The organism is Rhodococcus sp. 06-470-2 (assembly GCF_002258235.1).
Lineage (GTDB): Bacteria > Actinomycetota > Actinomycetes > Mycobacteriales > Mycobacteriaceae > Rhodococcoides.
In genome coordinates, this window is sequence record NZ_NOYB01000036.1 from 80,709 (window position 1) to 105,245 (window position 24,537).

The 24,537-nt window shown below is 65.2% G+C and carries 24 protein-coding genes and 1 riboswitch; of the genes, 19 read left to right on the forward strand and 5 right to left on the reverse strand.

The features are described from left to right. Window positions 1–60: 60 nt before the first annotated feature. The 11 genes from CH276_RS19630 to CH276_RS19680 all read left to right on the forward strand — a co-directional run bounded on the left by CH276_RS19630 (window position 61) and on the right by CH276_RS19680 (window position 11,868). Window positions 61–624: a hypothetical protein gene (locus CH276_RS19630; RefSeq protein WP_094689125.1), complete on the forward strand. Its 564-nt coding sequence runs from the start codon at window positions 61–63 to the stop codon at window positions 622–624. A gap of 104 nt (window positions 625–728) precedes the next feature. Further along, a riboswitch (SAM riboswitch) is annotated at window positions 729–822 on the forward strand. A 219-nt stretch (window positions 823–1,041) separates the two neighbouring features. Beyond that, a complete protein-coding gene (locus tag CH276_RS19635; protein WP_094630948.1) occupies window positions 1,042–2,658 on the forward strand; it encodes an ABC transporter substrate-binding protein in 1,617 nt (538 codons plus the stop codon). Window positions 2,659–2,662: 4 nt separating this feature from the next. Next, entirely contained in the window at window positions 2,663–3,643 is a 981-nt protein-coding gene (locus CH276_RS19640) for an ABC transporter permease (protein WP_094630946.1), read from the forward strand. Then, window positions 3,636–4,529 (forward strand): ABC transporter permease, encoded by an 894-nt coding sequence (locus CH276_RS19645; protein ID WP_094630945.1) that lies wholly within the window; start codon window positions 3,636–3,638, stop codon window positions 4,527–4,529. The genes CH276_RS19640 and CH276_RS19645 overlap by 8 nt, the downstream gene beginning before the upstream one ends. Further along, window positions 4,526–6,124 carry a dipeptide ABC transporter ATP-binding protein gene (locus tag CH276_RS19650; protein ID WP_094630943.1) on the forward strand — a complete coding sequence of 533 codons (1,599 nt, stop codon included), beginning with the start codon at window positions 4,526–4,528 and terminating at the stop codon, window positions 6,122–6,124. The genes CH276_RS19645 and CH276_RS19650 overlap by 4 nt, the downstream gene beginning before the upstream one ends. Next, complete coding sequence (locus CH276_RS19655) at window positions 6,117–7,193, forward strand: LLM class flavin-dependent oxidoreductase (RefSeq protein WP_094630942.1); 1,077 nt, start codon at window positions 6,117–6,119, stop codon at window positions 7,191–7,193. Before CH276_RS19650 ends, CH276_RS19655 begins: the two co-directional genes overlap by 8 nt. Continuing rightward, on the forward strand, window positions 7,190–8,545 hold the full coding sequence (locus tag CH276_RS19660) for an NtaA/DmoA family FMN-dependent monooxygenase (RefSeq protein WP_094630940.1): 1,356 nt from the start codon (window positions 7,190–7,192) through the stop codon (window positions 8,543–8,545). The genes CH276_RS19655 and CH276_RS19660 overlap by 4 nt, the downstream gene beginning before the upstream one ends. After that, window positions 8,542–9,282, forward strand: coding sequence for a DUF1684 domain-containing protein (locus CH276_RS19665; RefSeq protein WP_094630938.1), 741 nt, complete (start codon window positions 8,542–8,544; stop codon window positions 9,280–9,282). The genes CH276_RS19660 and CH276_RS19665 overlap by 4 nt, the downstream gene beginning before the upstream one ends. Continuing rightward, window positions 9,279–10,403 (forward strand): LLM class flavin-dependent oxidoreductase, encoded by a 1,125-nt coding sequence (locus CH276_RS19670; RefSeq protein ID WP_094630936.1) that lies wholly within the window; start codon window positions 9,279–9,281, stop codon window positions 10,401–10,403. Before CH276_RS19665 ends, CH276_RS19670 begins: the two co-directional genes overlap by 4 nt. A gap of 37 nt (window positions 10,404–10,440) precedes the next feature. Further along, window positions 10,441–11,376, forward strand: coding sequence for an NADP-dependent oxidoreductase (locus CH276_RS19675; protein ID WP_032393746.1), 936 nt, complete (start codon window positions 10,441–10,443; stop codon window positions 11,374–11,376). 69 nt (window positions 11,377–11,445) lie between these two features. Beyond that, on the forward strand, window positions 11,446–11,868 hold the full coding sequence (locus CH276_RS19680; RefSeq protein WP_094630934.1) for a nuclear transport factor 2 family protein: 423 nt from the start codon (window positions 11,446–11,448) through the stop codon (window positions 11,866–11,868). A gap of 194 nt (window positions 11,869–12,062) precedes the next feature. On the opposite strand, the gene CH276_RS19685 is transcribed toward CH276_RS19680, so the two are convergent. Continuing rightward, the gene (locus CH276_RS19685) at window positions 12,063–13,028 is read right to left on the reverse strand and encodes a squalene cyclase (protein ID WP_094630932.1); all 966 of its coding nucleotides are present in this window, start codon (window positions 13,026–13,028) and stop codon (window positions 12,063–12,065) included. Window positions 13,029–13,126: 98 nt separating this feature from the next. Here CH276_RS19685 and CH276_RS19690 point away from each other — a divergent pair, with 98 nt between their 5' ends. Then, window positions 13,127–13,651, forward strand: a complete 525-nt coding sequence (locus tag CH276_RS19690; protein ID WP_032393749.1) for a hypothetical protein — start codon at window positions 13,127–13,129, stop codon at window positions 13,649–13,651. 3 nt (window positions 13,652–13,654) lie between these two features. Here the strand turns inward: CH276_RS19690 and CH276_RS19695 are convergent, their stop codons facing one another. Further along, a complete protein-coding gene (locus CH276_RS19695; RefSeq protein ID WP_094630930.1) occupies window positions 13,655–14,134 on the reverse strand; it encodes a winged helix-turn-helix domain-containing protein in 480 nt (159 codons plus the stop codon). Window positions 14,135–14,398: 264 nt separating this feature from the next. Here CH276_RS19695 and CH276_RS19700 point away from each other — a divergent pair, with 264 nt between their 5' ends. Beyond that, entirely contained in the window at window positions 14,399–14,812 is a 414-nt protein-coding gene (locus tag CH276_RS19700; protein ID WP_082074070.1) for a GNAT family N-acetyltransferase, read from the forward strand. A 12-nt stretch (window positions 14,813–14,824) separates the two neighbouring features. On the opposite strand, the gene map is transcribed toward CH276_RS19700, so the two are convergent. After that, window positions 14,825–15,595 (reverse strand): type I methionyl aminopeptidase, encoded by a 771-nt coding sequence (gene map, locus CH276_RS19705; protein ID WP_045198715.1) that lies wholly within the window; start codon window positions 15,593–15,595, stop codon window positions 14,825–14,827. 104 nt (window positions 15,596–15,699) lie between these two features. On the opposite strand from map, the gene CH276_RS19710 reads away from it, so the two are divergent. The 4 genes from CH276_RS19710 (at window position 15,700) to fgd (ending at window position 18,189) form a co-directional block, all read left to right on the forward strand. Continuing rightward, window positions 15,700–16,392, forward strand: coding sequence for a GNAT family N-acetyltransferase (locus CH276_RS19710; protein ID WP_094631004.1), 693 nt, complete (start codon window positions 15,700–15,702; stop codon window positions 16,390–16,392). 69 nt (window positions 16,393–16,461) lie between these two features. Further along, window positions 16,462–16,782 carry a hypothetical protein gene (locus CH276_RS19715; protein ID WP_094630928.1) on the forward strand — a complete coding sequence of 107 codons (321 nt, stop codon included), beginning with the start codon at window positions 16,462–16,464 and terminating at the stop codon, window positions 16,780–16,782. Next, window positions 16,779–17,111 carry a YidH family protein gene (locus tag CH276_RS19720; protein WP_032393753.1) on the forward strand — a complete coding sequence of 111 codons (333 nt, stop codon included), beginning with the start codon at window positions 16,779–16,781 and terminating at the stop codon, window positions 17,109–17,111. Before CH276_RS19715 ends, CH276_RS19720 begins: the two co-directional genes overlap by 4 nt. A 64-nt stretch (window positions 17,112–17,175) precedes the next feature. Further along, the gene (gene fgd / locus CH276_RS19725; RefSeq protein ID WP_032380238.1) at window positions 17,176–18,189 is read left to right on the forward strand and encodes a glucose-6-phosphate dehydrogenase (coenzyme-F420); all 1,014 of its coding nucleotides are present in this window, start codon (window positions 17,176–17,178) and stop codon (window positions 18,187–18,189) included. A 12-nt stretch (window positions 18,190–18,201) separates the two neighbouring features. Here the strand turns inward: fgd and CH276_RS19730 are convergent, their stop codons facing one another. Beyond that, entirely contained in the window at window positions 18,202–18,714 is a 513-nt protein-coding gene (locus CH276_RS19730) for a nitroreductase/quinone reductase family protein (RefSeq protein WP_032393754.1), read from the reverse strand. Window positions 18,715–18,808: 94 nt separating this feature from the next. Between CH276_RS19730 and pta the strand changes: the two genes are divergently transcribed. Further along, window positions 18,809–20,929, forward strand: a complete 2,121-nt coding sequence (gene pta / locus CH276_RS19735) for a phosphate acetyltransferase (protein ID WP_176459345.1) — start codon at window positions 18,809–18,811, stop codon at window positions 20,927–20,929. Then, window positions 20,926–22,113: an acetate kinase gene (locus tag CH276_RS19740; RefSeq protein ID WP_094630926.1), complete on the forward strand. Its 1,188-nt coding sequence runs from the start codon at window positions 20,926–20,928 to the stop codon at window positions 22,111–22,113. Before pta ends, CH276_RS19740 begins: the two co-directional genes overlap by 4 nt. Before the next feature lie 13 nt (window positions 22,114–22,126). Here the strand turns inward: CH276_RS19740 and CH276_RS19745 are convergent, their stop codons facing one another. After that, entirely contained in the window at window positions 22,127–24,532 is a 2,406-nt protein-coding gene (locus tag CH276_RS19745) for a serine/threonine-protein kinase (RefSeq protein ID WP_094630924.1), read from the reverse strand. Window positions 24,533–24,537: the final 5 nt, after the last annotated feature.

Sequence of the window (24,537 nt, forward strand, 5' to 3'; positions counted from 1 at the left end):
AGTAACTCCGCCACTCGTGTGTCGAGCCGGTGTCCGTCAGCTTCGTGTGACCCAATGGGGATGATCGAGATGAACGACGCGTTTCGCTTTTTCGCTTCGTGCAGTTCGCCGAGAGAATTGGTCACCCGACTCCAATTCGGCACGACGGAATTGTGGTCCGAGGACGTCGACCTCCCCGCCAGTTGGCGGTATATGGCCGACTTGATCGACTCCGATAGAGGGCTGCTCGCCGAATTGGACGGCGCAGTGTCCATACCGGTCGTCGAGACCCTCACTGCGACGGCGGAACTGTGCAGACAATCGGCTACCGAGCGTGTGTTCGCATCCGACTGGATGCTGCTGCGGCGTGCGTTGGCGTGGCTCGAACGCACAGGTTCCGAAGTCGACCACGCGCTACTTGCTGTGGCCGACGAGTTGACGCTGATCGGACTGGATGCTGCGGAGCAGGATTTCTCGGTCGCAACTTGGCTGTGTGTGGATGTATTGGATCGGTTCGCCGCGGCCGACGAAACAATCGGCTATTGGGTGCGACGCGTGTGCGATCACGAATCGAACAGGTCAGAGCAACACATCGATTCGGAACCTATCGGCAGCGAAGGCGCTGAATTGACCGTTGCCGTCTGACTGTTGGGGTGATTCCGGCCGCCGCCCATTCCGAGTCCCACCTCGTGCGCAATTCCTACCCCGGTTGGCAACTGCGCCGACCCTCTCGTAGTATCTGAAACGTAGGACCATCCAGAGCGACCGAGAGACCTGGCTCTATGACGTCGCAGCAACCCCCCGCTTGTCGGGTGAGGGTGCTACCGCCGGGACCGATGGAGGAATTTACGTGAACACCCGAGTCGCCTCAGGTTTCGTCGACGGTTGCCGTCGGATTCATGTCGATCTGTGCCGTCTGAACGGTTCGACCTGTCTTAGCTGACATTTCGGCACCGTACTTTTCGACACCACACCTCACCATCTGCACGACCTCCTTCCTGGGCACACGTGGCTCGGACGCGGGAGTTCGTGTGCGATCGACCAGATACCGGAGACACCCACGTGTCCACTCGCCCTGTTCTTTTGGTGGCCGGAGTAATCGCCGCCACCGCCACACTGCTCGCCGGGTGCGCCGGTAGCGCCACCACCTCGAATGCCGATGCCGGCCCGGCCCAGCCGGGCGGCACGCTGCGCTACGGCCTGTCCGGGGCCCCGACCTGCTCCGACCCCACGCAGTCCGGCACCAATCAGACGATCTATGTCACCCGACAGGTGGTCGACTCACTCACCGATCAAGATCCGGAGACCGGCGAGATCGAACCGTGGTTGGCCGAGAGCTGGGAAGTGAGTCCCGACGCGAGGTCGTTCACCTTCCAGCTGAAAGACGGAGTGACGTTCAGCGACGGCACCCCGCTCGACGCCACCGCCGTCAAGGACAATTTCGATGCCATCACCGGAACCCTCGGTGCCGCCAAGGCGCCGCTGGCCGCCAGCTACCTGACCGGCTATCAGGGTGCCACGGTCGTCGATCCGCTCACGGTTCGCATCGAGTTCTCGGCACCCAATGCGCAGTTCCTCCAGGCGAGTTCGACACCTCAGCTGGGAATCCAGTCCACTGCGACGTCGGCGCAGTCGGCCGAGTCGCGGTGCTTGGGTACCAACATCGGATCTGGACCGTTCACCTACGCGGACTACCAGCAGGACCGCTCCGTCACCTTGGCCAAGCGAACCGGATACAACTGGGGCTCTGCGGTATTCGGCCACGAGGGCGAGGCGTACCTGGACCGCATCGAATTCACCATCGTGCCAGAGTCGGGTGTACGTACCGGCAGTTTGTCCTCCGACCAGCTCGACGCGGTCAGTGACGCGCTGCCGCAGGACGCGCCGCAGATCGAGGCGGTCGGTGGCCGGATCCTCACGACATCCAACCCCGGCGTTCCGTTCGGCATTCAGCCCAATGTCACTCGCGGTACGCTGCAGGACCCCGCCGTTCGGACGGCTCTGGTGCCGGCGATCAATCGTCAGGAACTCGTCGACACGGTCCTCGGACCTGACTTCCGAACGGCCACAAGCACATTGGCCAGCGCTACCCCGGGCTACGTCGAACTCGCAGATGTCACCTACGATCCCGAGAAGTCGAAGTCGCTCCTCGACGCCGCGGGCTGGGTTCCCGGTGCTGACGGAATACGCGAAAAAGACGGACAGAAGCTGAGTTTCAAGGTCATGTACTCGGCCGTGTTCGCCGGCAACCAGGCGATCCTGGAGCTGACCCAGCAGCAGTTGCGCGCGGTCGGCGTCGACCTACAGCTCGAGCTGGTGTCCACGTCGGAGGCGACGGCGCGGCAAGGCACCAAGGACTACGACTCCACGTACTACAACAGCACCCGCGCCGACGGCGACATTCTGCGCACTTCGTTCGCAGTCGACGGCCGCAACCTCAATGCGCGCGGCCCGATTCCGGATCTGGATGCATCGTTGACGGAGCAGCTCTCGGCCACGGACGTTGCAGCGCGCAACGAGATTCTCGCAACCGCGCAGGAACAGATCCTCGACAACGGATTGTGGATCCCCACGATCGAGCTCTCGCAGGCCGTCGGCGCGGCTTCGGCGGTGAAGGATCTGAAGTTCGAGGCCTCGGCCCGCCTGCAGTTCTTCGACACCTGGCTGAGCGGGCAGTAGCGCCGTGATCCGCTACATCGGGCAGCGAGTACTGCAGGCACTTGCGGTGCTGTGGGCCGCCTTCACCATCTCGTTCATCGTTCTCTTCCTCCTTCCCTCGGACCCGGTCAGTCTTGCCGTCGACTCGGCCGGATCGGGCACCCCGGCGGACGCTGCGGCCATCGCCGAACTGCAGGCTCGCTACGGCCTGGATCAGCCGGTGCTGGTGCAGTATTGGCATTCACTGGTCGGGGCCGTGCAGGGTGATTTCGGATTGTCGATCGCCACCGGCCAACCGGTGACGACGGCCATCCTCGACGCGGTACCGAGCACACTCGGTCTGGCAGGGACAGCGCTGGTGTTGGCCGTCGTGTTCGGATCCGCGGTGGCCTACGCCGCCACGTACACCCGTATCGGCTGGCTGAAGAATTTGCTGCTCGCCCTCCCACCGCTCGGGGTGGCCGTGCCGACGTTCTGGGTGGGACTACTTCTGCTGCAACTGTTCTCGTTCCGACTTCGCTGGTTCCCGGCGTTCGGTGACGCAGGCGCAGCGTCGTTGGTGCTACCTGCCGTGACGCTCGCTCTACCGACCGGCGCTGTCATCGCCCAGGTCCTGGCCACCAGCATGGCCACCACGTGGAAGCAGCCGTTCGTCGATGTGGCTCGCGCCAAGGGGGTCTCACGCCTGCGGGTGCAAACTCGACACGTTCTGCGACTGTCCTCGATCCCCGCCTTCACGATTGCCGGGGTCCTGGTCGGCACCCTGCTGGCCGGATCGGTAGTGGTCGAGACGGTCTTCTCGCGTGCAGGAGTGGGACGTCTGACCCAGACGTCGGTGCTGGCGCAGGACATTCCGGTGGTGCAGGGCATCGTCGTTCTCACTTCGCTGGTCTTCGTCCTGGTCAATCTCGCAGTCGACCTGCTCTATCCGCTGATCGATCCGCGCATCGTGCGCGAATACCGGCCCGCGCAGGCCAGTGCAGAACCGGAGAAAGCTCATGTCTGACATCTTGATTCGTGAACCTGCCGTCCATTCGACGAGTCCCGAGGCAGGCGAAGCAGCACCGGTACCCACGCGGCGACGAGGTCTGCGAGACGTGGTGAAACACATCTGGCTCGGTGCCTCCGTGATCGTGCTGTTGTCGGCTCTCGGGTTCGCGCTGTTCCCGTCCGTCTTCGCCAGCGGCGACCCGCTGGTCGGCACGCCGGCCGACAAGCTCCAGGCACCCAGCGCGTCGCACTGGTTCGGCACCGACAACATCGGCCGTGACGTCTTCACCCGAGTGGTCCACGGTTCCGGACTGTCGCTGACGGCAACGCTGTTGGCGGTCGGTATCGCACTGGTGGTCGGCTCGATCATCGGTCTGGTCTCGGGTGCCGTCGGCCGAATCGTGGACGCGGTGCTGATGCGAATCGTCGATGTCCTGCTGTCGATTCCGACGTTGTTGCTCTCGTTGGCGCTGGTGACCGCACTGGGCTTCGGCACCGTGAACGTCGCTATCGCCGTCGGAGTCACGCTGATCGCCAATTTCGCCCGAGTGATGCGCTCGGAGGTACTGCGGGTGCGCAGATCGCTGTACGTCGAAGCGGCGTACGCCTCGGGTGTGCGGTGGTTCGATGTCTTCCGCAGGCACATCCTCAGAAACTCGTACGGCCCGGTGATCGCTCTCGCTGCAGTCGAATTCGGTATGGCGGTTCTCGCGGTATCGGCGCTCAGCTTCCTCGGTTTCGGTGCTGCTCCACCCACCCCGGAGTGGGGATCGCTGATTTCCGAGGGCCGCAACTTCCTGGCCACCGCATGGTGGATGACCACATTGCCGGGATTGGTGATCGTGGCTGTCGTCGTGTCCGCGCACCGCCTCGGGCATGCACTCGAGAGGCGATCGCGATGAGCCCCATTCTCGAAGTAGAGAATCTGCACGTGAACTACGCTGAGACGACCGCCGTCTCCGGCATCGGGTTCACCGTCGACCGCGGTGAAGTGGTGGCCGTGGTCGGTGAATCGGGCTCCGGAAAGTCGACGACTGCGCACGCCCTCATCGGCCTGCTCTCGGGTTCCGGACGCATCGTGGGCGGATCGGTGACGTTCGACGGGCAAAGGCTCGATACGGCGTCGGACAAGACGCTGAACCGGTTGCGCGGCCGCCACATCGGGCTCGTCCCGCAGGATCCGACCACCTCGCTGAACCCGGTTGTTCGCGTCGGCGACCAGGTTGCCGAGGTGCTGCGGGTGCACGGTCTGGCCGATCGCCGCTCCGCGAAGATCGAGGCGATTCGGATCCTGACCGAAGCCGGGCTGGACAACCCCGAGGTGCGGGCGCGGCAGTATCCGCAGGACCTGTCCGGTGGGCAGCGTCAGCGCGTATTGATCGGAATCGCTCTCGCGTGCCGCCCGGAACTGGTGATCGCCGACGAGCCGACCAGCGCCCTCGACGTCACCGTGCAGCGTCGCATCCTGGACCATCTCGACACCAGGATCGCCGAGACCGGTGCCGCGGTCCTGCTGATCACCCACGACCTGGGCGTGGCTGCGGACAGAGCCGACCGCCTCATCGTCATGAGCGCAGGACGGATCGTCGAATCCGGCCCCACTGCAGAGGTGCTGGCGAACCCGACCCACGCGTACACACGTCAGCTGTTGGCTGCAGCGCCCTCGTTGAACACCGCCGTACGACCCGCGCGCCCCACGGTCGGCGAGCCGATCCTGACGGTCGGCGACGTCTCGAAGCGCTTCACCATCGGCCGCGGCGTCCACCTCGATGCGGTCAAGGGAGCCACATTGACCGTCGAACGTGGGCGCACCGTTTCGCTCGTCGGCGAATCCGGTTCCGGCAAATCCACGTTGGCGCGCATCGCGATCGGTCTCGAGACCGCGTCGTCGGGGTCGGTCACGTTCGACGGCAGGGACATCACGGGTCTGCGTGGCAAGGCCAAGCGTGAACTGCGGCGGCGTGTACAGATCGTCTATCAGAACCCGTACGCCTCACTGAACCCGAAGTTGCGCGTCGGGGAGATCGTGCGAGAACCGTTGGACGCGTTCAAGGTCGGTACCTCGCGTGAGCGTTCCGAGCGTGCCAGGACGCTGCTCGATCAGGTGGCACTCACCGGCGACTACCTGTCGCGCCGGCCGGCCGAGCTCTCCGGTGGGCAGCGTCAGCGCGTCGCCATCGCCCGCGCGTTGGCCCTCGCGCCGGAACTGGTGGTGCTCGACGAGCCGGTCTCGGCCCTCGACGTATCGGTGCAGGCGCAGATTCTGACGCTGCTGGGCGACCTGCAGTCCGAGCTGGGTCTGAGCTACCTCTTCATCTCCCACGATCTGGCCGTGGTGCGTCAGATCAGCGACACCGTGGCCGTGATGCAATCCGGAGTCATCGTGGAATACGGCGACACCGCAGCACTGTTCGACAATCCACAGCAGGACTACACCCGCGAGCTACTCGGGGCCATCCCCGGAAGCGCGCACGAGAAAGCGAGCACCAGTGTCTGACACGCTGTTCCTGACCGCGATCGAGCTGAAAGGCACCGGCGCACATTCCCAGGCCTGGCGTCGCCCCGACTCCCGCGCCGAAGAAGTGTTCACAGCAGGATTCTGGATCGACCAGCTCCAGGCTGCAGATCGAGCAGGTGTCGATGTCGCCTTCCTGGGCGATTCGTTCGCCAGTCGGACGCTCGAGGCCGCAGCCGTCGCGGCACGGGCAGCCGCCCTCACCGAGAAGATCGGGCTGGTGCCCACGATCACCGTCACGCACACCGAGCCGTTTCACATCTCGAAGCAGATCGCGAGCCTGGATTTCGCATCCCACGGCCGGGCCGGGTGGCAGGTCGAGGTCAGTCCGGGAGCCGAGCAGGCAGCGCTGTTCGGCCGAAAAGCGGAGCAGGACAACAGTAGTCTGTGGCGTGAGGCGGATGAGGCAGTCGAGGTCGTCACCAGGCTCTGGGACAGCTGGGAGGACGACGCCGAGATTCGCGACGTCGAGTCGGGGCGGTTCATCGACCGAGACAAGCTGCACTACATCGACTTCGAGGGTGAGAACTTCTCGGTCAAGGGCCCGTCCATCACTCCGAGGTCTCCGCAGGGGCAGCCGCTCGTCGTGATCCGCGTGGACTCCACGGAGTCCGTGTCGGTGGCCGCGGCGCGCGCCGACATCGTCCGCATCGCCGCCGACACAGTCGAGGATGCGGCCACTGTTGCCGCCCGTATTCGACGGGCCGTCGTTGCGGAAGGCCGTGACCCGGCCGACGTGTTCGTTCTGTTGGATGTGGAGACCCTGGTATCCGATTCTGCCGCTGAAGAACTCGCTCAGCTCGACAACTGGGCGGGGCACGTCAGAGTCGCCGAGTCCGTGTCGCATATCGGCGACCTGGCGGGCTTGCACCTGCTCCTCGGATCCGTCGAGGCGGCCGGCCTGGACGGAGTCACGCTGGTACCGCTCGCGCTGCCGTCCGGAGTGGCAGCACTTCCGGCCACGGACACCCGCAGCGGATCGACCTTGCGCGAGCGTCTCGGCCTGAGACGTCCGGCCAATCGCTATGCACTCGAAGGGAAGAGCCTGTGACGAAGAAGCAGATTCATCTGGGTGCCCATTTCCCGGGCGTCAACAACACCACCGTCTGGGCCGATCCGGAGTCGAAGAGCCAGATCGAGTTCGATTCGTTCGTACACCTCGCCGAATCGGCCGAACGCGGCCTGTTCGACTTCTTCTTCCTCGCCGAAGGGCTGCGACTGCGTGAGCACCGCAACAAGATTCACGACCTCGATGTAGTAGGGCGACCCGATACGCTCACCGTCCTCAACGCGCTTGCGTCGGTGACGAGCAGGCTCGGACTTGCCGGGACGATCAACACGACCTTCAACGAGCCGTTCGAGCTCGCCAAACAGTTCTCGTCGCTGGATCACCTGTCCGACGGTAGAGCGGCGTGGAACATGGTGACGTCCTCGGACGCGTTCACGGGCGAGAATTTTCGGCGGGGCGGCTACCTCGATCGTGCCGACCGCTACGTGCGTGCCAACGAGATCATCGACGTCGCGCGAAAGTTCTGGGACTCATGGCAGTCCGACGCGTTCGTCGTCGATCGCGAGCGTGGAGTCTTCGGCCGCGAATCGGAGATCGGAACGGTCCGGCATTCCGGACCCCAGTTCGATGTGGAGGGCCGCTTCACGCTGCCGCGCAGTCCGCAGGGACATCCGGTTCTGTTGCAGGCGGGCGATTCCGATGAAGGTCGAGAATTCGGTGCCGCCAAGGCCGACGCGATCTTCACCATCCACGGCACTCTCGAGGACGGGCAGAAGTTCTACTCCGACGTCAAGGGTCGGCTCGCCAAGTACGGCCGCGATCACGACGACCTGAAGGTGCTGCCCGCGGCGACGTTCGTGCTCGGAGATTCTGCGCAGGACGCCGCCGAGAAGGCGGATCACATCCGGAATCAGCAGGTCAGCGGCAGGACGGCCATCGCGTTCCTCGAACAGGTGTGGGGACAGGACCTGTCCGCATACGATCCCGACGGGCCACTGCCCGACATCGAACCCAGCGGCGATGTGTCGATCACCCGTGGCCGTGCGAGACACGGCGACCCCAGAACCATCGCCCAGCAGTATCGCGAGCGAGCCGAAGCAGACAACCTGAGTATTCGTGAACTGATCATCGCGATGACGACACGGCAGCAGTTCGTCGGAACCCCCGCGCACGTGGCCGAGGAGATCGACAGTTACGTGCAGAACAACGCGAGCGACGGCTTCATTCTCGTCCCGCACATCACCCCTGCCGGCCTCGACGAATTCGTCGACAGAGTGATTCCGGAATTACAGGACCGCGGTAGCTTCCGCACCGAATACACCGGCACCACTTTGCGCGAGCACCTCGGTCTGCGGCATCCGTACGAACAGCGAGAAGGAGTGCGAGCATCATGAGCGATTTCGAGCAGGACTGGAAGCAATGGCATGCCGAGCGAGAGGCGTCCTACGGTGATCCCCTCGGTTGGGTGTCCTTGACCGGGTTGTATTGGCTGACCGATGAATTCGAGACCGTCGCGGATCTTCCCGGCCGGTGGAGGGCCGACGCCGATTCGGTGACCGTCGAGGGGTTCGATGGCGTGACCGCGCTGAATCCGGTGGAGGGCGCACCGGGCATCCTGGTGCAGGACGGAGATCGGCGTATCGAGGTGATCCGTCGGACCGGTTCGGTCGCGTTGCGGGTGCACGATCCGAAAGCGCAGACCCTGCAGTCGTACGACGGCATCCCGGCCTACGAGCCCGACGAGGAGTTCGTTGCCACCGGGACGTTCACCCCGTACGACTCTCCGGTGACCGTCACGACCGGAGCCGTGGTGGAAGGACTCGAACATCACCACTCGGCCGTGGGCACTCTCGACTTCGAGTTGGCCGGTGCCGCTGCGCAGCTGATTGCCTTCGGTGGCAACGGCAATGGTCTGAAGGTCCTGTTCACCGACGCCACGAGCGGGGTGACCACCTATCCGGCTGCACGGATCCTGGCAGTGCCCGCACCGGTGGACGGCACCGTCGTTCTCGATTTCAACCGGGCATCGAACCTTCCGTGTGCGTTCACCGACTACGCGACGTGCCCGGTTGCGCCTACCGAGAACAGGCTGACCATCGCCGTCGAGGCAGGGGAGAAGAACCCGAGATGACCCGAGTTCCATTGTCCGTTCTCGATCTGTCCCCGATCAGCGAGGGGTCCACCGTCCAGCAAGCGCTGCGAAACACGGTCGACCTTGCACGCCAGACCGAGGAGTGGGGCTATGAGCGCTACTGGGTGGCCGAGCACCACTTTGTCGGGGTCGCGAGTTCGTCGCCCGCGGTGCTGATCGGCCTGATTGCTGCTGCCACCAACAGGATTCGCGTCGGATCGGCGGCCGTTCAACTCGGATTCACCACGGCCGCAGCTGTCGTCGAATCGTTCGGGACCGTCGACGCGTTGTATTCGGGAAGGATCGATCTGGGGGTCGGTCGGTCGGGTCAGCGACGAGCCGAGGCGGTCGCAGGCGATGGGCGGGGAATGCCCGAGCGTGTGTCGTCGCCCGATCCCAGTGGGCTCTTTCCTCCCGCACCGGCGGAGGCTGCACCACGTAGGACCCCACTGCTCTCGGCGTCCCTGGCCGCGCTGCAACAGCCCGAGGCGCAGGCACCGGATTTCGTCGGTCAGCTCGACGATCTGGCCGCGCTGCTCGCCGGGACTTACGAACGGGACGGTGTGCCGTTGACGGCGAGGCCGGGTGCGGGTGCGGGCTTGTCGGTGTGGCTCTTCGGCAGCAGCGCGGGGCCGACTGCGCGTGAGGCAGGTGCGCGTGGTCTGCCCTTCGCGGCCAGCTATCACTTCAGCCCGGGCACGACGCTCGACGCGATCGACGAGTATCGCCGATCCTTCGTGCCCTCGGCAGGTCTGTCCGAGCCGTACGTGGCGGTGTCGGCCGATGTGGTCGTCGCGGAATCGGACGAGCAGGCACGTGGGCTGGCAGCGTCGTTTCCGCAGTGGGTGTACAGCATTCGCAGTGGACACGGTGCCGCCGAGTATCCGAATCCCGACGGTGCCACGCCGTTGACCGACGAGCAGTATCGGCTCGTCGCCGATCGGGTGGAGACCCAGTTCGTCGGATCCGCAGCCACCGTGACGGACAGGTTGGAGGCGTTGCAGGAGGCGACGGGCGCGGACGAACTGGTGCTCACCTCGGTGACCTACGATCACGTGGATCGGTTGCGTTCGTACGAGCTGCTCGGTAAGGAGTGGGGACTGCCGCGACTACGGGTGTGATCGGAACATACTCACCGCATCGACCGTTGGAGGTTCCATGACACGAGCAGCAGTGGCAGCGTCCTACGGCGGGCCGGACGTCATCGAGATCGTCGAACGAGAGGTTCCCGAACCGTCCGACGGTGAGGTCCTGGTCGAGCTGAAGGCGATCGGCGTCAATCCCTTCGACTACAAGAGCTACAGCGGCGCGTTCGGCACCGACGAATCCAAGCTCCCGATCGCGTTGGGCAGTGAGGCGTCGGGCATCGTCGTTGCGGTCGGCGGAGACGTCGAGGGGCCGGTCGGACCCATCGCCGTCGGCGACGCCGTGATCGTGTCGGGCCGAAACGGTACCTACGCCGAGAGGATTCTGGTTCCCGCACGGTTCGTCTTTCCGAAGCCGGCCGCATTGGACTGGAACGTTGCTGCCGGAGTGCTGGCCGTAGCCGGAACGGCCTACGACGCACTCGAATCCGTCGCCGTGAAAGACGGTGACACGGTCCTCGTGCACGGGGCCGCAGGCGGCGTCGGATCCGTCGTGGCCCAGCTCGCGAAAGAGCGCGGTGCCACCGTCATCGGAACCGCACGCGCACAGAATCACGACGCACTGCGAGCATTCGGGGCCGAGCCCGTCGAATACGGTGATGGCTTGCTCGATCGTGTTCGTGCGGCTGCCCCGAACGGTATCGATGCAGCCGTCGATGCCGTGGGTACCGACGAGGCCATCGATGTCTCTCTCGAAGTGCTCACGGACCGAGCACGTTTGGTGACGACGGCCGCCTTCGGCCGTGCTGAAGCGGACGGGTTCTCGACCGTCGGTGGGCCGGCAAGCATGGAGCGTCGACGCCTCGCATCGCCCGCCCTGTTGAAGCAGGCCGCCGCGGGAGTCATCGAAGTGACGGTCGCCAAGACCTTCCCGCTCTCCGACGCCGCGAGGGCGCACGCCGAACTGCAGTCGACGCACCCGCGCGGAAAGTTCGTCCTGATTCCCTGACGCGGGAGCTGTGCGATCCGCTCTGTGGCGGGCCGCCGCGGACGTTCTGCGATCGGTTAGCGTTGGCGCATGAACTCGGCCACGGACGACCTGGTGAAGAGCTACCTCGACGCCCTCCATCGCGCCGACCTCGATGCGATCGTGAGTCTGTTCGCGCCAGGTGCCGTTGTGCATTCGCCGTTGTACGGTCCGACTCCCGCACCCGACTTCTATCGCGCTTTGTTCATCGATACCGACAGCGCGGAGCTGACGTCGAAGGGCGTGTCAGAGGGGCGCACCTCGGCAGGAACGCGGCTCGTCACGTTCTGGTTCCATGTCGACTGGCGGCTACCCTCCGGGGTGGCTGCCCCGTTCGACGTCGTCGATGTCGCCGAACTCGACGACGACGGCCGGATCACAACACTGTCGATCGTGTACGACACGGTCGACGTGCGACCAGCTTTCGAACGGGAGACCGGATCTTCTTGGAGGTCGACGGAACAGGATCGGTAGCGCCAGGCCTTCGAATCAGCGTGATTGCAACGGGTGCGCTATTCGGGCGGCGAGCCTAGCGTCGCGTTCATGACCTGGCTCAGAAGACGACTGACGGCCATCATCGATCGTCTGGGATCACAACCTGCCTGCACCCACGCTGCCGTCGACTTCGGTATTCGCGGCTGAATACGGACGGGGGTTGGCCCGCACCCTCAGCGGTCGTATGAATCCCACCATGTCAGCACTCGGGTTCCGATCAAGGTCAGCCACTTCGAGCGTTCGCCCTCCGGCACGTCGGTCTCGAACCAGACCCGACCGGACAGGGTTCGACCCTGCAACCACGTTCCGTCGCTCTGTCGGGCGGCCCGGACGACTCCGATTGCCTCCTCCAGACGGCGATCCGGCGGCGTTCCGTCGAGCAGAGACGCGTGCCGAAAATAATCGAGTGCGTTGAGAGCGCTGTACATCCAGCGGAACGGGTGGACGAAGCGACTCACCCAGGGTCCGACTGCCTCGCCGGTGGACAACGTGTACAACAGCTTTCGCGTCAGCAGATATTCTTCACCGGTGCGTCGTGCGGCCCGCGTCTCCATCGTGGCACCGGTGGCCGCGTCGTACGCCAGCAATCCTTTCAGCGAGTTCAGCGTCGAGTGGAACGACGACCGGGTGGAGCCGTCGACCCACTCGCAGTTCCATCCACCGTCCTGCAGTTGGTGCTCGAGAAACCATTCGACGATGCCCTCGACGTCGGCACCGAGCCACAGCCCGTTGGCGAGGGTCCACGCATTGATGCAGCAGTCCACCTCGCCGCCCCAGTACGGCAGGTTCTCGTACTCCCACCGGCTGTTCTCCGCGAGCAGTTCTGCAGTGCGACGCGATCGCAGAACGGCTGGGTCGACACCCCATTCACGCAGCGAGTTCAGCGACCAGGTGGTTGCGGTCCAGGGTTGCCCCTGTTCGGCCGAACCGTCGAAGCCGGCAGGGAAGTACGCACCACCCGCCCATTGGCCGTCCGCGTCCTGCAGCGCCAATAGCCGTGCACCGAATCCTTCGGTCGGCACTCGTGCGCGCGTTGCCTCCCATATCGCGGGGGATTCGTTCACGATGTCGCGCTCGACCTGCCAACGCAGCGCCGGATCCGAGTCGATGAGCCATTCGCGCAGGGAGTCGGCGACCATGGCCGAGGAGTCTAACGTCGTTCGTTCGCGGGAGGTCCAGCTAACGATCGGGTCTCGACTCGCGTGGGGTAACGCTCCGCACGATCTACGATTGCGACATGACTGCAGATCCGACCACGCCCGCACCGTCGACCAGTTCGGCCAACTGGAAACGACGCGCCATCCTCGTCGGAGCGGGCATCGTGCTTCTGCTGATCGCGTATTTCATCCTCGCGGCTTTCCTACCGCGCTGGTGGAGTCTGCGGGTCGAGGAACTGGCCGACCGCACGTTCACCAAGGGCATTCTGTGGGGCCTGTTGTTCGGCATCGTCTGCACCTTCGCGCCGCTGGTGTTCTTCTGGAGCGCATGGTCGGTCCGCAAGGGTCGAGCGGGCAAGCAGCTGGCCATCGGATCGGTGATCCTGGCTGTCGTCACCGCCATCCCGAACCTGTTGACACTCACCATCGTTCTCGGAACCAGCAATGCCGCTCATGCCGGCGAACGCACTCTCGACACCAGCGCACCGGGCTTCCGCGGCGCGACGGCATTGGGCGCGATCATCGCCGTGGTCCTCGTGGCTCTGCTGGTCTTCGTTGTCGTTCGCCGAAATCGTCGTCGCAGGTCCGTCGCACTGTCGCAGTAACGGTCACGCGCTCCGCAGTACGGTCGGGTCGGTGATGACGCGGATGCCCGGCTCCGGGTCGAACCGGTAGCCGGCCCCGCGGACGGTGGTGATCAAACGACCGAAGTGTCCGAGTTTGGTTCGCACCCTCGACAGGTGCACGTCGACGCTGCGACCGCCGTCGGAACCGCTGAGCTCCGACCGATTCACGACAACGCGCGGGCGTTGTGCGAGATACGCGAAGATCTCGAACTCGGTGTGGCTGAGGCGCACACTCTTGCCGCCGACGATCACGTCGTGAGCCGGCAGGTCGATCACCAGAGGAGCGTTGAGTTCGTTGACCCGCACGTCGAATCGGGTGAGGATCTTCGCATGCGGGGCATAGCTTTTCGCTGCGCCACGAAGGGCATCGGCGAGTGCGTGCAGTTGTGGGCGGGTCAATCCCTGCAAGGACGACGTGCCCGAGTCCGAAATGCGGAGGACGACTGTGGCTTCGGTGCTCATGGCTGGTTGTCTCCTGTGACGAACGTGCGCTGCAGAACTGGGTCGGATGGTCAGCGTGGGCAGCGACAGTTCTCGTTCACAGTCACAGAATGATCGATGGGGTGAGGTTTCGTCAGGGATGCGCTCACCGTGATTGCAACGGTTGACCGCAGGATCTCGCGCGTGTTGCGATCAGGCGTGACCGACGCACTCCACCCTCGCACCGACCTCATCACCCGTTCCGTCGACTGGGATCATCCCGACGCCGACGCTCTCCGGGCCGAGATGGCCGCCGAGGTGGGTCCTCGCTACGCAGATCGCGCTGCCCTGATGGCGAAGACCCAGGCCAATGCCGTCGACGAGGGCACGGTGCACCGCACGTTCGTCGTCTACCGCCGCGATGCCGAGGGGGTCGAGCAGGCGGTCGGCCATGCGGCACTGCGGTGGAACGGGCTCGACCTCGAGCTCAAACGAATGTTCGTCCATGTGGACCACCGTGGAACAGGCGTCTCGACGGCGCTGCTGGTCGCCTCGGAGAACGCGGCTCGTGAGCAGGGACTGCCGCGGCTGATCCTGCAAACCGGAGACCGTCAGCCCGACGCAGTCCGGCTGTACGAGAAAAGCGGTTACACCCGTATCCCGGTGTTCGCGCCCTACGACGTGCTCCCGTTCTCCAACACCTTCGAGAAACGGTGGTGAGTCGATCGACGGTCAGAGCTTGGGCAGGGTCATGATCTCGGCACCGTCGTCGGTGATGACCACGGTGTGCTCGCTGTGCGCGGTGCGGCACCCCGTCGAGCTTCTCAAGGTCCACCCATCGGGGTCGGTGACCAGCTCGTCTGTGTTCTCCATGATCCACGGCTCCAGTGCCAGCATCAGACCCGGTCGAAGGCCGTAGCCACGGCCCGGCCGTCCGGAGTTGGACACGTGCGGGTCCTGATGCATCGTCGAGCCGATACCGTGGCCGCCGAACTGCATGTTGATCGGATAGCCGGCGGCACCGAGGACCGTGCCGATGGCATGGGAGATGTCGCCGATCTTGTTGCCGGGGCGAGCTGCGTCGATGCCTGCGGCCAATGCTCGTTCGGTGGCCTCGATCATCGCGGTGTCTTCTCCTCGTGCCTCGCCGACGACGAAACTGATGGCCGAGTCCGCCGCCACACCGCCGAGTATCACGGCCAGATCGAGGGTGAGCAGATCGCCGTCGGCAAGAGAGTAATCGTGCGGGAGACCGTGCAGCACAGCGTCGTTGACGGAAGTGCAGATGTAGTGACCGAAGGGCCCGCTCCCGAACGACGGCGCGTAGTCGACGTAGCAGGACGTCGCCCCGGCTCCCTCGATGATCTCCTTGGTCCACTGATCGATCTCGAGCAAATTGGTGCCGACTGTGGCGCGTTCGCGGACGGTCCGAAGTATTCCGGCGACCAGGGCGCCGGATTCGCGCGCGAGGGGGATCTTGCTGGGAGGGAGGATCTCGATCATGTGGTGCCTTTCGACGTATGCCGAACAACGATACCGGTATAAGTATTGGTGTCGAGTCCGACGGCACGCAAAGCCGTGTGTCGGTTCGTGCGACGCTGTCTGTCGTGTCTGCTCATCCTCTCGACGACCCCGTTCGTTGTTCCCTCGAGGGCTCGCTCTCGCGGTTCTCCGTCAGCCGCGGACGGATCGTGCGGGCAGATCCCGAGGTGTCTCCGTTCCTGGTGCACCCCGACGTGCTCGAGTCCCAGGACTGGGACGACATCGCCGCTCTGTTCGGGCCACGCACCGTCGTAGGGCTGAACGGTCCGGAACGCGCACTGCCCGAGGGGTGGTCGCATGTGGAAACATTCGGTTTGGTGCAGCTGGTCGGCACGCATCTCGAGACGCGGCCCGTCGCCGAGGCGGTCGAGCTGACGGCCGCGGACGTCCCGGAGATGCTCGATCTGGTCGGCCGCACCGAGCCGGGACCGTTCCTGCCCCGCACCATCGAACTCGGCACGTACCTCGGTGTTCGACGCGATGGCGCGCTGATCGCGATGGCGGGCGAGCGCATGCACCCTCCGGGGTGGACGGAGATCAGCGCGGTGTGCACCGACCCGGCCTTCCGCGGACAGGGTCTGGCCACCGACCTGGTTCGTGCGGTCGGTCACGGTATTCGCGCCCGCGGTGAGGAGCCGTTCCTGCATGCGTCGGACGCGAACGTGCGCGCCATCGAGCTCTACTTGTCCATCGGGTTCGAGTTGCGTCGAACCTCGCAGCTGACGTTGGTCCGTACGCCCGCGCCGAACGCGCGATAGGTCTCGAAATTCGCTGTTGCGCGCTCTGAGCCCGAAGGCATACCGTTACCTGTGCGAACAAATCGGGATGTGATCTACGACGACGGATTGGTCCGTCTCGACGAGGCAGGCGTCACCCTGAGGTACTACTACTTCCCCTTCGCCACGAAGAAGCTCGTGCCCTACGGCAGGATTCGCGCGGTCGATACCGCTGTTCTCGGCAACTGGAACGGGCGGTGGCGGCTGTGGGGTGCGTCCTGGATCGACCAGTGGCTTCCGCTGGACGTGACGCGTCCCAAGAAGGACACTGCAGTGGTGCTCACCATCCGCCGCATCTCGCCGGTCTTCACCCCCGACGATCCTGAATCGGTTGCCCATCTGATTCGCGAGCGCATGACCGCACGGCAGTGACGCGCCCCGACGAGCGGTTCACGCTCGCCAGTGAGCGCACCTTTCTCGCCTGGCTGAGGACGTCGCTCGGGCTTCTGGCCGGCGGAATCGCGATCGTTCACCTGGTTCCCGATTTCAGCACGGGATGGGTTCGGACGACCCTCGGTCTGATTCTCATCGGCCTCGCCGCAGCGGCACCGATCATCGGCCTACGGCGGTGGCTGCGCGTTCGACATGCTCTGGAGAACGGTGCACCGATGCCGGAGTCTCGAGACCTGTGGATCTTCGCGATCGGTATCGGTGCGGTGGCTTTGCTGGCTGCAGTGGTCACGGTTCTGGGGATCCAGTAGTACTCAGCCGACCACCGCGGGTGCACAATCGAAGAACTAGGACGACCAACGACAGGAGTTCGGCGTGGCGCAGGGTCTCAAACTCGGTTACAAGGCATCGGCGGAGCAGTTCGGGCCGCGGGAGTTGGTCGAGCTCGGTGTGCTGGCCGAGCAGCACGGTATGGATTCGGCGACGGTCAGTGACCACTTCCAGCCGTGGCGACACGAGGGTGGCCATGCGCCGTTCTCGCTGGCATGGATGACGGCCGTCGGTGAACGCACCAACACGATCCAGCTCGGCACCTCGGTGCTGACGCCGACGTTCCGCTACAACCCGTCGGTCATCGCGCAGGCGTTCGCGACCATGGGCTGCCTGTATCCCGGACGCATCATGCTCGGTGTGGGTACCGGTGAGGCGCTCAACGAGATCGCCACCGGGTTCACCGGCGAATGGCCGGAGTTCAAGGAACGATTCGCGCGCCTGCGTGAGTCGGTGCGGTTGATGCGTGAGCTGTGGCTCGGCGACCGGGTCGACTTCGAGGGCGAGTACTACACGACCAAGGGCGCGTCGATCTACGACGTCCCCGAGGGCGGCATCCCGGTCTACATCGCCGCAGGCGGACCCGTCGTCGCGCGGTATGCAGGACGTGCGGGCGACGGATTCATTTGCACCTCGGGCAAGGGCATGGAGCTCTACACCGACAAACTGCTTCCCGCGGTGGAAGAGGGCGCGGGCAAGGCCGAGCGCGACGCCGGTGAGATCGACAGGATGATCGAGATCAAGATCAGCTACGACACCGATCCCGAACTGGCGCTGGAGAATTGCCGCTTCTGGGCACCGCTGTCACTGACGCCGGAGCAGAAGCACTCGATCGACGATCCGATCGAGATGGAGAAGGCCGCCGACGAGCTGCCGATCGAACAGGTCGCCAAGCGCTGGATCGTGGCATCGGACCCGGACGAGGCAGTGGAGAAGGTCAAGCAGTACACCGACGCAGGCCTGAACCACCTGGTGTTCCACGCACCGGGCCACGATCAGAAGCGGTTCCTCGAACTGTTCGAGAAGGACCTCGCGCCGCGCCTGCGCAAGCTCGGCTGACTCCCGACGAGATCAGCGATCGGCCGTGAGTGCGAACAATCGCATGTCGCGGTCGGTCCTGGTCTCGTATTCGCCGTACACCTCGACCATCGCGTCGAACTGGCGGTAGATGCGTGCCTTCTCGTCGCCGGTGATGCGGGTGGCCGTCACCGGAATCTTCTTGCCGCCGATGGCCACGACGGCCTTCGGGTCGGCGAGCAGGTTCGACGTCCACGCCGGGTGGTGCTGCTGTCCGAAATTCGATCCGACGACGTAGATCTTGTCGGCCTCCCGGTAGTACAGCAGCGGGCTGGTCCTGGGTTTGCCGGATTTGCGGCCGGTGGTGGTCAGCAACACCACCGGTGCCGCGATGGGGCCGAGGACGGTGAAGCGGCCGTCGGACTTGGTCAGCAACCACCGGTCGACGCCTGCGAGGTTCCTGATGACCCACGAACCGGGCTTCGTCGACGCGAACTTCACGGCGGGCTTGCGGATGAACGAGGTTTCGCTGCCCCAGCGCACATCCGGGAACGGTGATTCGGCCATGGTTCATGGGACAACCCGACCGCGCCCGGTGTCAACAGCACAACCACTGGGCAGGAGTGGAGCCTGCGGAACGACCCCTACTAGGCTGGCGGGCATGGCTGAGCCCAGCGGCACCGACGCGTCGGACATGTATCCCTCGAGCATCTACATCGCGTCACCGGAAGGGGACACCGGGAAGTCGACCATCGCGCTCGGTGTGCTGCAGATGCTCGCCGCGTCCGCGGCCAGGGTCGGGGTGTTTCGTCCCATCGCCCGCTCCACCGACGAGCCGGATTACATCCTCGAGTTGCTCGTCGAGCACACCACCGCAGATCTGACGTACGAGCAGTCGCTCGGTGTCACGTACGAGCAGGTGCACGCCGATGCGGATGCAGCGCTCAGCGAGATCGTCAACCGGTACCACGAGGTGGCCGCTCAGTGCGACGCCGTGGTGATCGTGGGCAGCGACTACACCGACGTCGGCAGCCCGAGTGAGCTCGGTTTCAATGCCCGCATCGCCGTCAATCTCGGTGCCCCCGTGCTGCTTGCGCTGCGCGGGTCCGGTCGCACGCCCGACGAGATCGCGCAGTTGGCCACTCTGTGCCACGGCGAGCTGCGTCAGCATCATGCACACCTGGCCGCGATCGTGGCCAACCGTTGCGCGCCGGACGATCTCGATGCGGTGACCGACGCCTTGGCGTCCGTCGGCGTGCCTGCGTGGTCGCTGCCGGAGATCCCGCTGCTCGTCGCGCCGACGATGGCGGAGCTGCTCGAGGCGGTGGACGGTTCCCTGTACTCCGGTGACTCGTCGCTGCTGCAGCGAGAAGCGTTGCGGGTCATGGTCGGTGGTATGACGGCCGAACACATCCTCGAACGCCTCACCGAGGGCGTCGTCGTCATCGCGCCGGCGGACCGGTCCGACGTACTGCTCGCTCTCGTCAATGCCCATGAGGCGGAGGGTTTTCCCTCACTGGCCGGCATCATCATGAACGGCGGCATCGAACCCCATCCGGCGATCGCTCGTCTGGTGGCAGGACTCGGACCCCGATTGCCGATTCTGACCACCGAGCTCGGCACCTTCGATACCGCCTCCGCTGCAGCGCAGACGCGCGGCCGCGTGGCGGTGGGATCGCAGCGCAAGGTGGACACCGCACTCGGACTGATGGAACAGCGGGTCGACGCGAAAACCCTTCTGGGGCGGCTCGACATCGCCATCCCCACCATCACGACCCCGCAGATGTTCGAGTACCAGCTGATCCACCGAGCCCGCGCCGACCGCAAGCACATCGTGCTTCCGGAGGGCGGTGACGATCGCATCCTCCGGGCTGCCGGACGTCTGCTGCAGCGTCAGGTCGCGGACCTGACGATCCTCGGCGAGGAGGGCCCCATTCGACGACGCGCATCGGAACTGGGCGTCGATCTCGACAGTGCAACGGTTCTCGACCCCAAGAACTGCGACTACGCCGAGGACTTCGCCGCCGAGTACACCGAGCTGCGCAAACACAAGGGCATGACGATCGACCGTGCCCGCGAGATCATGGCCGACATCTCGTACTTCGGAACGATGATGGTGCACAAGGGAATTGCCGACGGCATGGTCTCCGGTGCCGCGCACACCACCGCGCACACCATCAAGCCGTCGTTCGAGATCATCAAGACGACCGAGGGCGTGTCGACCGTGTCGTCGATCTTCCTGATGTGCCTGTCCGATCGTGTTCTCGCCTACGGCGACTGCGCCGTCGTACCCGACCCGACGGCCGAGCAACTCGCCGACATCGCCGTGTCCTCCGCGCAGACAGCAGCCCAGTTCGGTATCGAGCCGCGGGTGGCGATGCTGTCGTACTCCACCGGTGAGTCCGGTTCCGGAGCCGATGTCGACAAGGTACGGCAAGCCACAGCACTTGTGCGCGAACGCAATCCGGAACTGCTCGTGGAGGGTCCGATTCAGTACGACGCGGCGATCGAACCGTCCGTCGCCGCGTCGAAGCTGCCCGACTCCGACGTTGCAGGCCGTGCGACGGTGTTCATCTTCCCGGACCTCAACACCGGCAACAACACCTACAAGGCCGTCCAGCGCAGTGCCGGTGCGGTCGCCGTCGGACCCGTTCTGCAGGGCCTGCGCAAGCCCGTCAACGATCTCTCGCGCGGCGCGCTGGTCGAGGACATCGTCAACACCGTCGCCATCACCGCGATTCAGGCACAGGGCATCGCCGCGGCCGATGGGGAGGGCAAGTGAGCATCCTCGTCGTCAACTCCGGTTCGTCCTCGGTCAAGTTCCAACTGGTCGACCCCGGCTCGGGGGAGTCCGTGGCCAGCGGGCTCGTCGAGCGCATCGGTGAGTCCGACGGACGCGTCGAACTCGACCACCGGGGCGAGACCGTCGAGCGAGTCCAGCGCATCGACGATCACGGTGCCGGTCTGGCCCTGGCCTTCGAGATGCTCGCCGACGCAGGCGTCGAACTGGAATCGGTCACCGCCGTCGGGCACCGTGTGGTCCACGGCGGGACGGTCTTCTACCGTCCGACGATCATCGACGACTCCGTCGTGCAACAGATCTCCGATCTGAGCAACCTTGCACCGCTGCACAATCCGCCGAACGTGCTGGGCATCGAGGTCGCCAGGAAGCAACTGCCGAACGTGCCGCACGTGGCCGTGTTCGACACGGCCTTCTTTCATTCCCTGCCCGACGCCGCCGCGACCTACGCCATCGATGCAACCGTCGCTGCCGAGCACGACATTCGGCGCTACGGCTTCCACGGCACCTCGCATCGGTACGTGTCCGAGCAGGTGGCGCAGTTCCTCGGTCGCGACCTCGCCGACATCGACCAGATCGTGCTGCATCTGGGCAACGGTGCCTCGGCCTCGGCCGTCGCAGGGGGCAAGGCGGTCGACACCTCGATGGGACTGACTCCACTCGAAGGGCTCGTGATGGGTACCCGCAGTGGGGATATCGACCCCGGTGTGATCATGCACCTGCGGCGCAGTGCAGGCATGAGCGTCGACGACATCGACGACCTGCTCAACCGTCGCTCCGGCCTGATCGGACTGTCCGGGGTCAACGACTTCAGACAACTGCAGCAGCGCATCGACGACGGGGACGCCTCCGCACGTCTGGCGTACGAGGTCTACATTCATCGCCTCCGCAAGTACATCGGCGCGTACATGATCGGCTTGGGCAAGCTCGACGCCATCACGTTCACCGCCGGTGTCGGTGAGAACGCCGCAGCGGTGCGTGCGGATGCCCTGGCGAATCTCGAGGGCTTCGGCATCGAGATCGACGCCGAGCGTAATGCGCTGCGCAGCAAACAGGCTCGGGTGATCTCGACCGACGCGTCTGCCGTCACGGTGTTGGTGGTGCCGACCGACGAGGAGCTGGCGATCGCTCGTGCGGCGGACGACCTCGTCCGAGAAGGCAGCTAGAACAGCGCTGCAGTCAGAAGAGCGACCGGGGTCTGATCGCGTTCGCCAAATCCACCAGTGAGAAGCGGTGGGCGCGATCGGTGGCGTTGCGGGCCAGTGCGCGAAGGCCCTTCTCGGTGCCGCGCCGCAACCCGTCCTCGGTGAACGGGACGCTGAGAATGGGTTCTCGCTCGGCTGTGGCGGCGTGGCCGGAGACGATCCAGTCCAGGGCCATCGCCAGCACCAGCGTCCGCATCTGCAACGCCCGGCTCTCGGCTTTGGGTAGCAGCGCCACTCGCCGTGCTGCAGAACGGAAATCGGCCTCGGACAGCTCGGCTCGCGAGCGATCCATCAGCAACGTCAACACGCTGGTCATGCGGGCCATGGAGTAGTGCCGCGAGCTGATCGGCACCTGATCGAGCGCGGCGATGGCACCGGTCTGATCGCCGCGGCGCTGCAACTGCCTCGCCAGGCCGAACGCCGAGCTGACGATGCCACGATTGGTTCGCCACACCGCTCGGTACAGGCCCTCGGCGCGGGCCCGCCACTTCTCGGCTTCCTCCTTGTCGCCCGCGGCCACATGCCCGAGCAGTTCCGACGTGGCTCCGAGAGCGAGCTTGGGCGCGAGTTCGCCGGGCATCGCACCGAGCACGTTGTCGAAATGGGTGAAGGCAGAATCGTATTCGTGATGCAGCAGCGCGATCAGGCCCGCGTACCACTGCACCCGCCACGGGTCGGCAGTGTGGTCGGTCGACTGCACCTTCGCCAGGATGTCGGTTGCATCGACGACGTTCCCGAGATCCAGGTGGGCCTTGACCTCGGCGAGCGTGATCTCGAGGCTCAGTTCCACCGGACTCGACGAACCTGCGGAGCGGCCCGATTCGGCCCCGGCGGTGACGCGTTCGATGCCGTTTCGTTTGGCGTGCTGCAGCGAGTCCAGGGTCTGTCGCGGTTCGACGTGTACGGCCGCCGCCAGCAACGGCGCGCTCGGATCGTTGGGGTCCACCAGTGGAACCGGAAGCGCAGCAACGACTTCGGCGGCCGTCATTCGTTCGTGGCGTACCGTACCGTCCACGTAGGTGTCGGTGCGTCCCACCGACTGCTCGGTGCCGAAGGTCGTACGGGGCGGGCTGAACACCGTCGACAGTCCGGGCCGCTCGACACCTGTCCTGATGGCCAGAATCTCACGCAGCACGCCGGTGGCCTGCCCGGCCAACTCGTCCGCGGATCGGAACCGCCGAGTGGGGTCCTCGTGCGTCGCGCGCAGCAGCAGTCGATGCAACGACGGAAACTGCTGTAGCACTTCGGATTCCTCGGCCGAGGGGAGGCCGTCGAGGTACTTGCCGTTCTTCGACGGCATGTCCAGCGTCAACACCGCGAGTGTGCGGCCGACGGTGAAGATGTCCGACGCCACCGTCGGTCCCGTCTTCACGATCTCCGGTGCCTGATAGCCCACCGTGCCGTACAGGTAGCCGTAGTCCTCGATGCCCGCGACCGCGCCGAGGTCGATGAGTTTGATCTGGTCGTCGGAGACCATGATGTTCTCCGGTTTGAGGTCGTTGTAGACCAGCCCGATCGAATGCAGATAGCCCAGTGCCGGAAGCACTTCGAGTACGTAGGCCAACGCTTGCTCGACGGGCAGACGGGCACCGTCACCGCAGGCGGTGAGGATGTCGCGCAGCGAACGGCCGCCGACGTATTCCATCACGATGAAGCCGACGGTCGAGCCGTCGCTGCGGGGTTGCTCGACGAAGTTGTAGATCTTCACCACGCCGGGGTGGGCGACCTCGGCGAGGAACTGTCGCTCCGCGACCGCGACCGCGTGCGCCTCTTCGTCCCCGAAATGCAGCAGTCCCTTGAGGACCACCCAGCGGTCACTGACGTTGCGGTCGATGGCGAGGTAGATCCAGCCGAGCCCACCGTGTGCGATGCAACCCTGCACGTCGTACTGGCCGACCACGCGATCGCCCGGCTCCAGCAGTGGAGTGAAGTCGAACGTGGCACCGCAGTGCGGGCAGATACCCATCGCCACGTCGGGCTCACTCGGTTCGCTGCGACCGACCTTGGCATTGCACTTCCAACAGAACCGTTTGTGCTGCGGCACCGTCGGATCCGACATCACTGCAGTGGCAGGATCGATCGGTTCGACGCGAGGCACGTCCACCAGACCGCCGCCGAGCCGTCGCCGAATGCCGGTGCTGCGCGATCGACCGGATCTCGATCGACCCGTCTTGGAGCGGGTGGAAGCGGACTGTGACGCCGTCGATGTCGGGGTCGGATCGCCGACCGTCGACCGCGAGACGGCCTGAGTACGCTCGACGCCGTCCGTTGCCGACACTGCTTGCGTTCTCGACACCGCCCGGGTGCGCTCGCTGTCGTCGGTGCGCGAGACCGCCTGCGTTCGCTCCGCCGGGGCCGTGGGCTGCTGTTCGTCGTCCATGTCCA

What these genes read in the sequence shown, in the direction of transcription:
- CH276_RS19645 (WP_094630945.1), top strand. Translation starts at nt 3,636, where the DNA reads ATGTCTGACATCTTGATTCGTGAACCTGCCGTCCATTCGACGAGTCCC.
- CH276_RS19680 (WP_094630934.1), top strand. Translation starts at nt 11,446, where the DNA reads ATGAACTCGGCCACGGACGACCTGGTGAAGAGCTACCTCGACGCCCTC.
- CH276_RS19630 (WP_094689125.1), top strand. Translation starts at nt 61, where the DNA reads ATGATCGAGATGAACGACGCGTTTCGCTTTTTCGCTTCGTGCAGTTCG.
- CH276_RS19685 (WP_094630932.1), bottom strand. Translation starts at nt 13,028, where the DNA reads ATGGTCGCCGACTCCCTGCGCGAATGGCTCATCGACTCGGATCCGGCG.
- CH276_RS19670 (WP_094630936.1), top strand. Translation starts at nt 9,279, where the DNA reads ATGACCCGAGTTCCATTGTCCGTTCTCGATCTGTCCCCGATCAGCGAG.
- pta (WP_176459345.1), top strand. Translation starts at nt 18,809, where the DNA reads ATGGCTGAGCCCAGCGGCACCGACGCGTCGGACATGTATCCCTCGAGC.
- CH276_RS19695 (WP_094630930.1), bottom strand. Translation starts at nt 14,134, where the DNA reads ATGAGCACCGAAGCCACAGTCGTCCTCCGCATTTCGGACTCGGGCACG.
- CH276_RS19700 (WP_082074070.1), top strand. Translation starts at nt 14,399, where the DNA reads ATGGCCGCCGAGGTGGGTCCTCGCTACGCAGATCGCGCTGCCCTGATG.
- CH276_RS19650 (WP_094630943.1), top strand. Translation starts at nt 4,526, where the DNA reads ATGAGCCCCATTCTCGAAGTAGAGAATCTGCACGTGAACTACGCTGAG.
- CH276_RS19690 (WP_032393749.1), top strand. Translation starts at nt 13,127, where the DNA reads ATGACTGCAGATCCGACCACGCCCGCACCGTCGACCAGTTCGGCCAAC.
- CH276_RS19730 (WP_032393754.1), bottom strand. Translation starts at nt 18,714, where the DNA reads ATGGCCGAATCACCGTTCCCGGATGTGCGCTGGGGCAGCGAAACCTCG.
- CH276_RS19665 (WP_094630938.1), top strand. Translation starts at nt 8,542, where the DNA reads ATGAGCGATTTCGAGCAGGACTGGAAGCAATGGCATGCCGAGCGAGAG.
- map (WP_045198715.1), bottom strand. Translation starts at nt 15,595, where the DNA reads ATGATCGAGATCCTCCCTCCCAGCAAGATCCCCCTCGCGCGCGAATCC.
- CH276_RS19745 (WP_094630924.1), bottom strand. Translation starts at nt 24,532, where the DNA reads ATGGACGACGAACAGCAGCCCACGGCCCCGGCGGAGCGAACGCAGGCG.
- CH276_RS19675 (WP_032393746.1), top strand. Translation starts at nt 10,441, where the DNA reads ATGACACGAGCAGCAGTGGCAGCGTCCTACGGCGGGCCGGACGTCATC.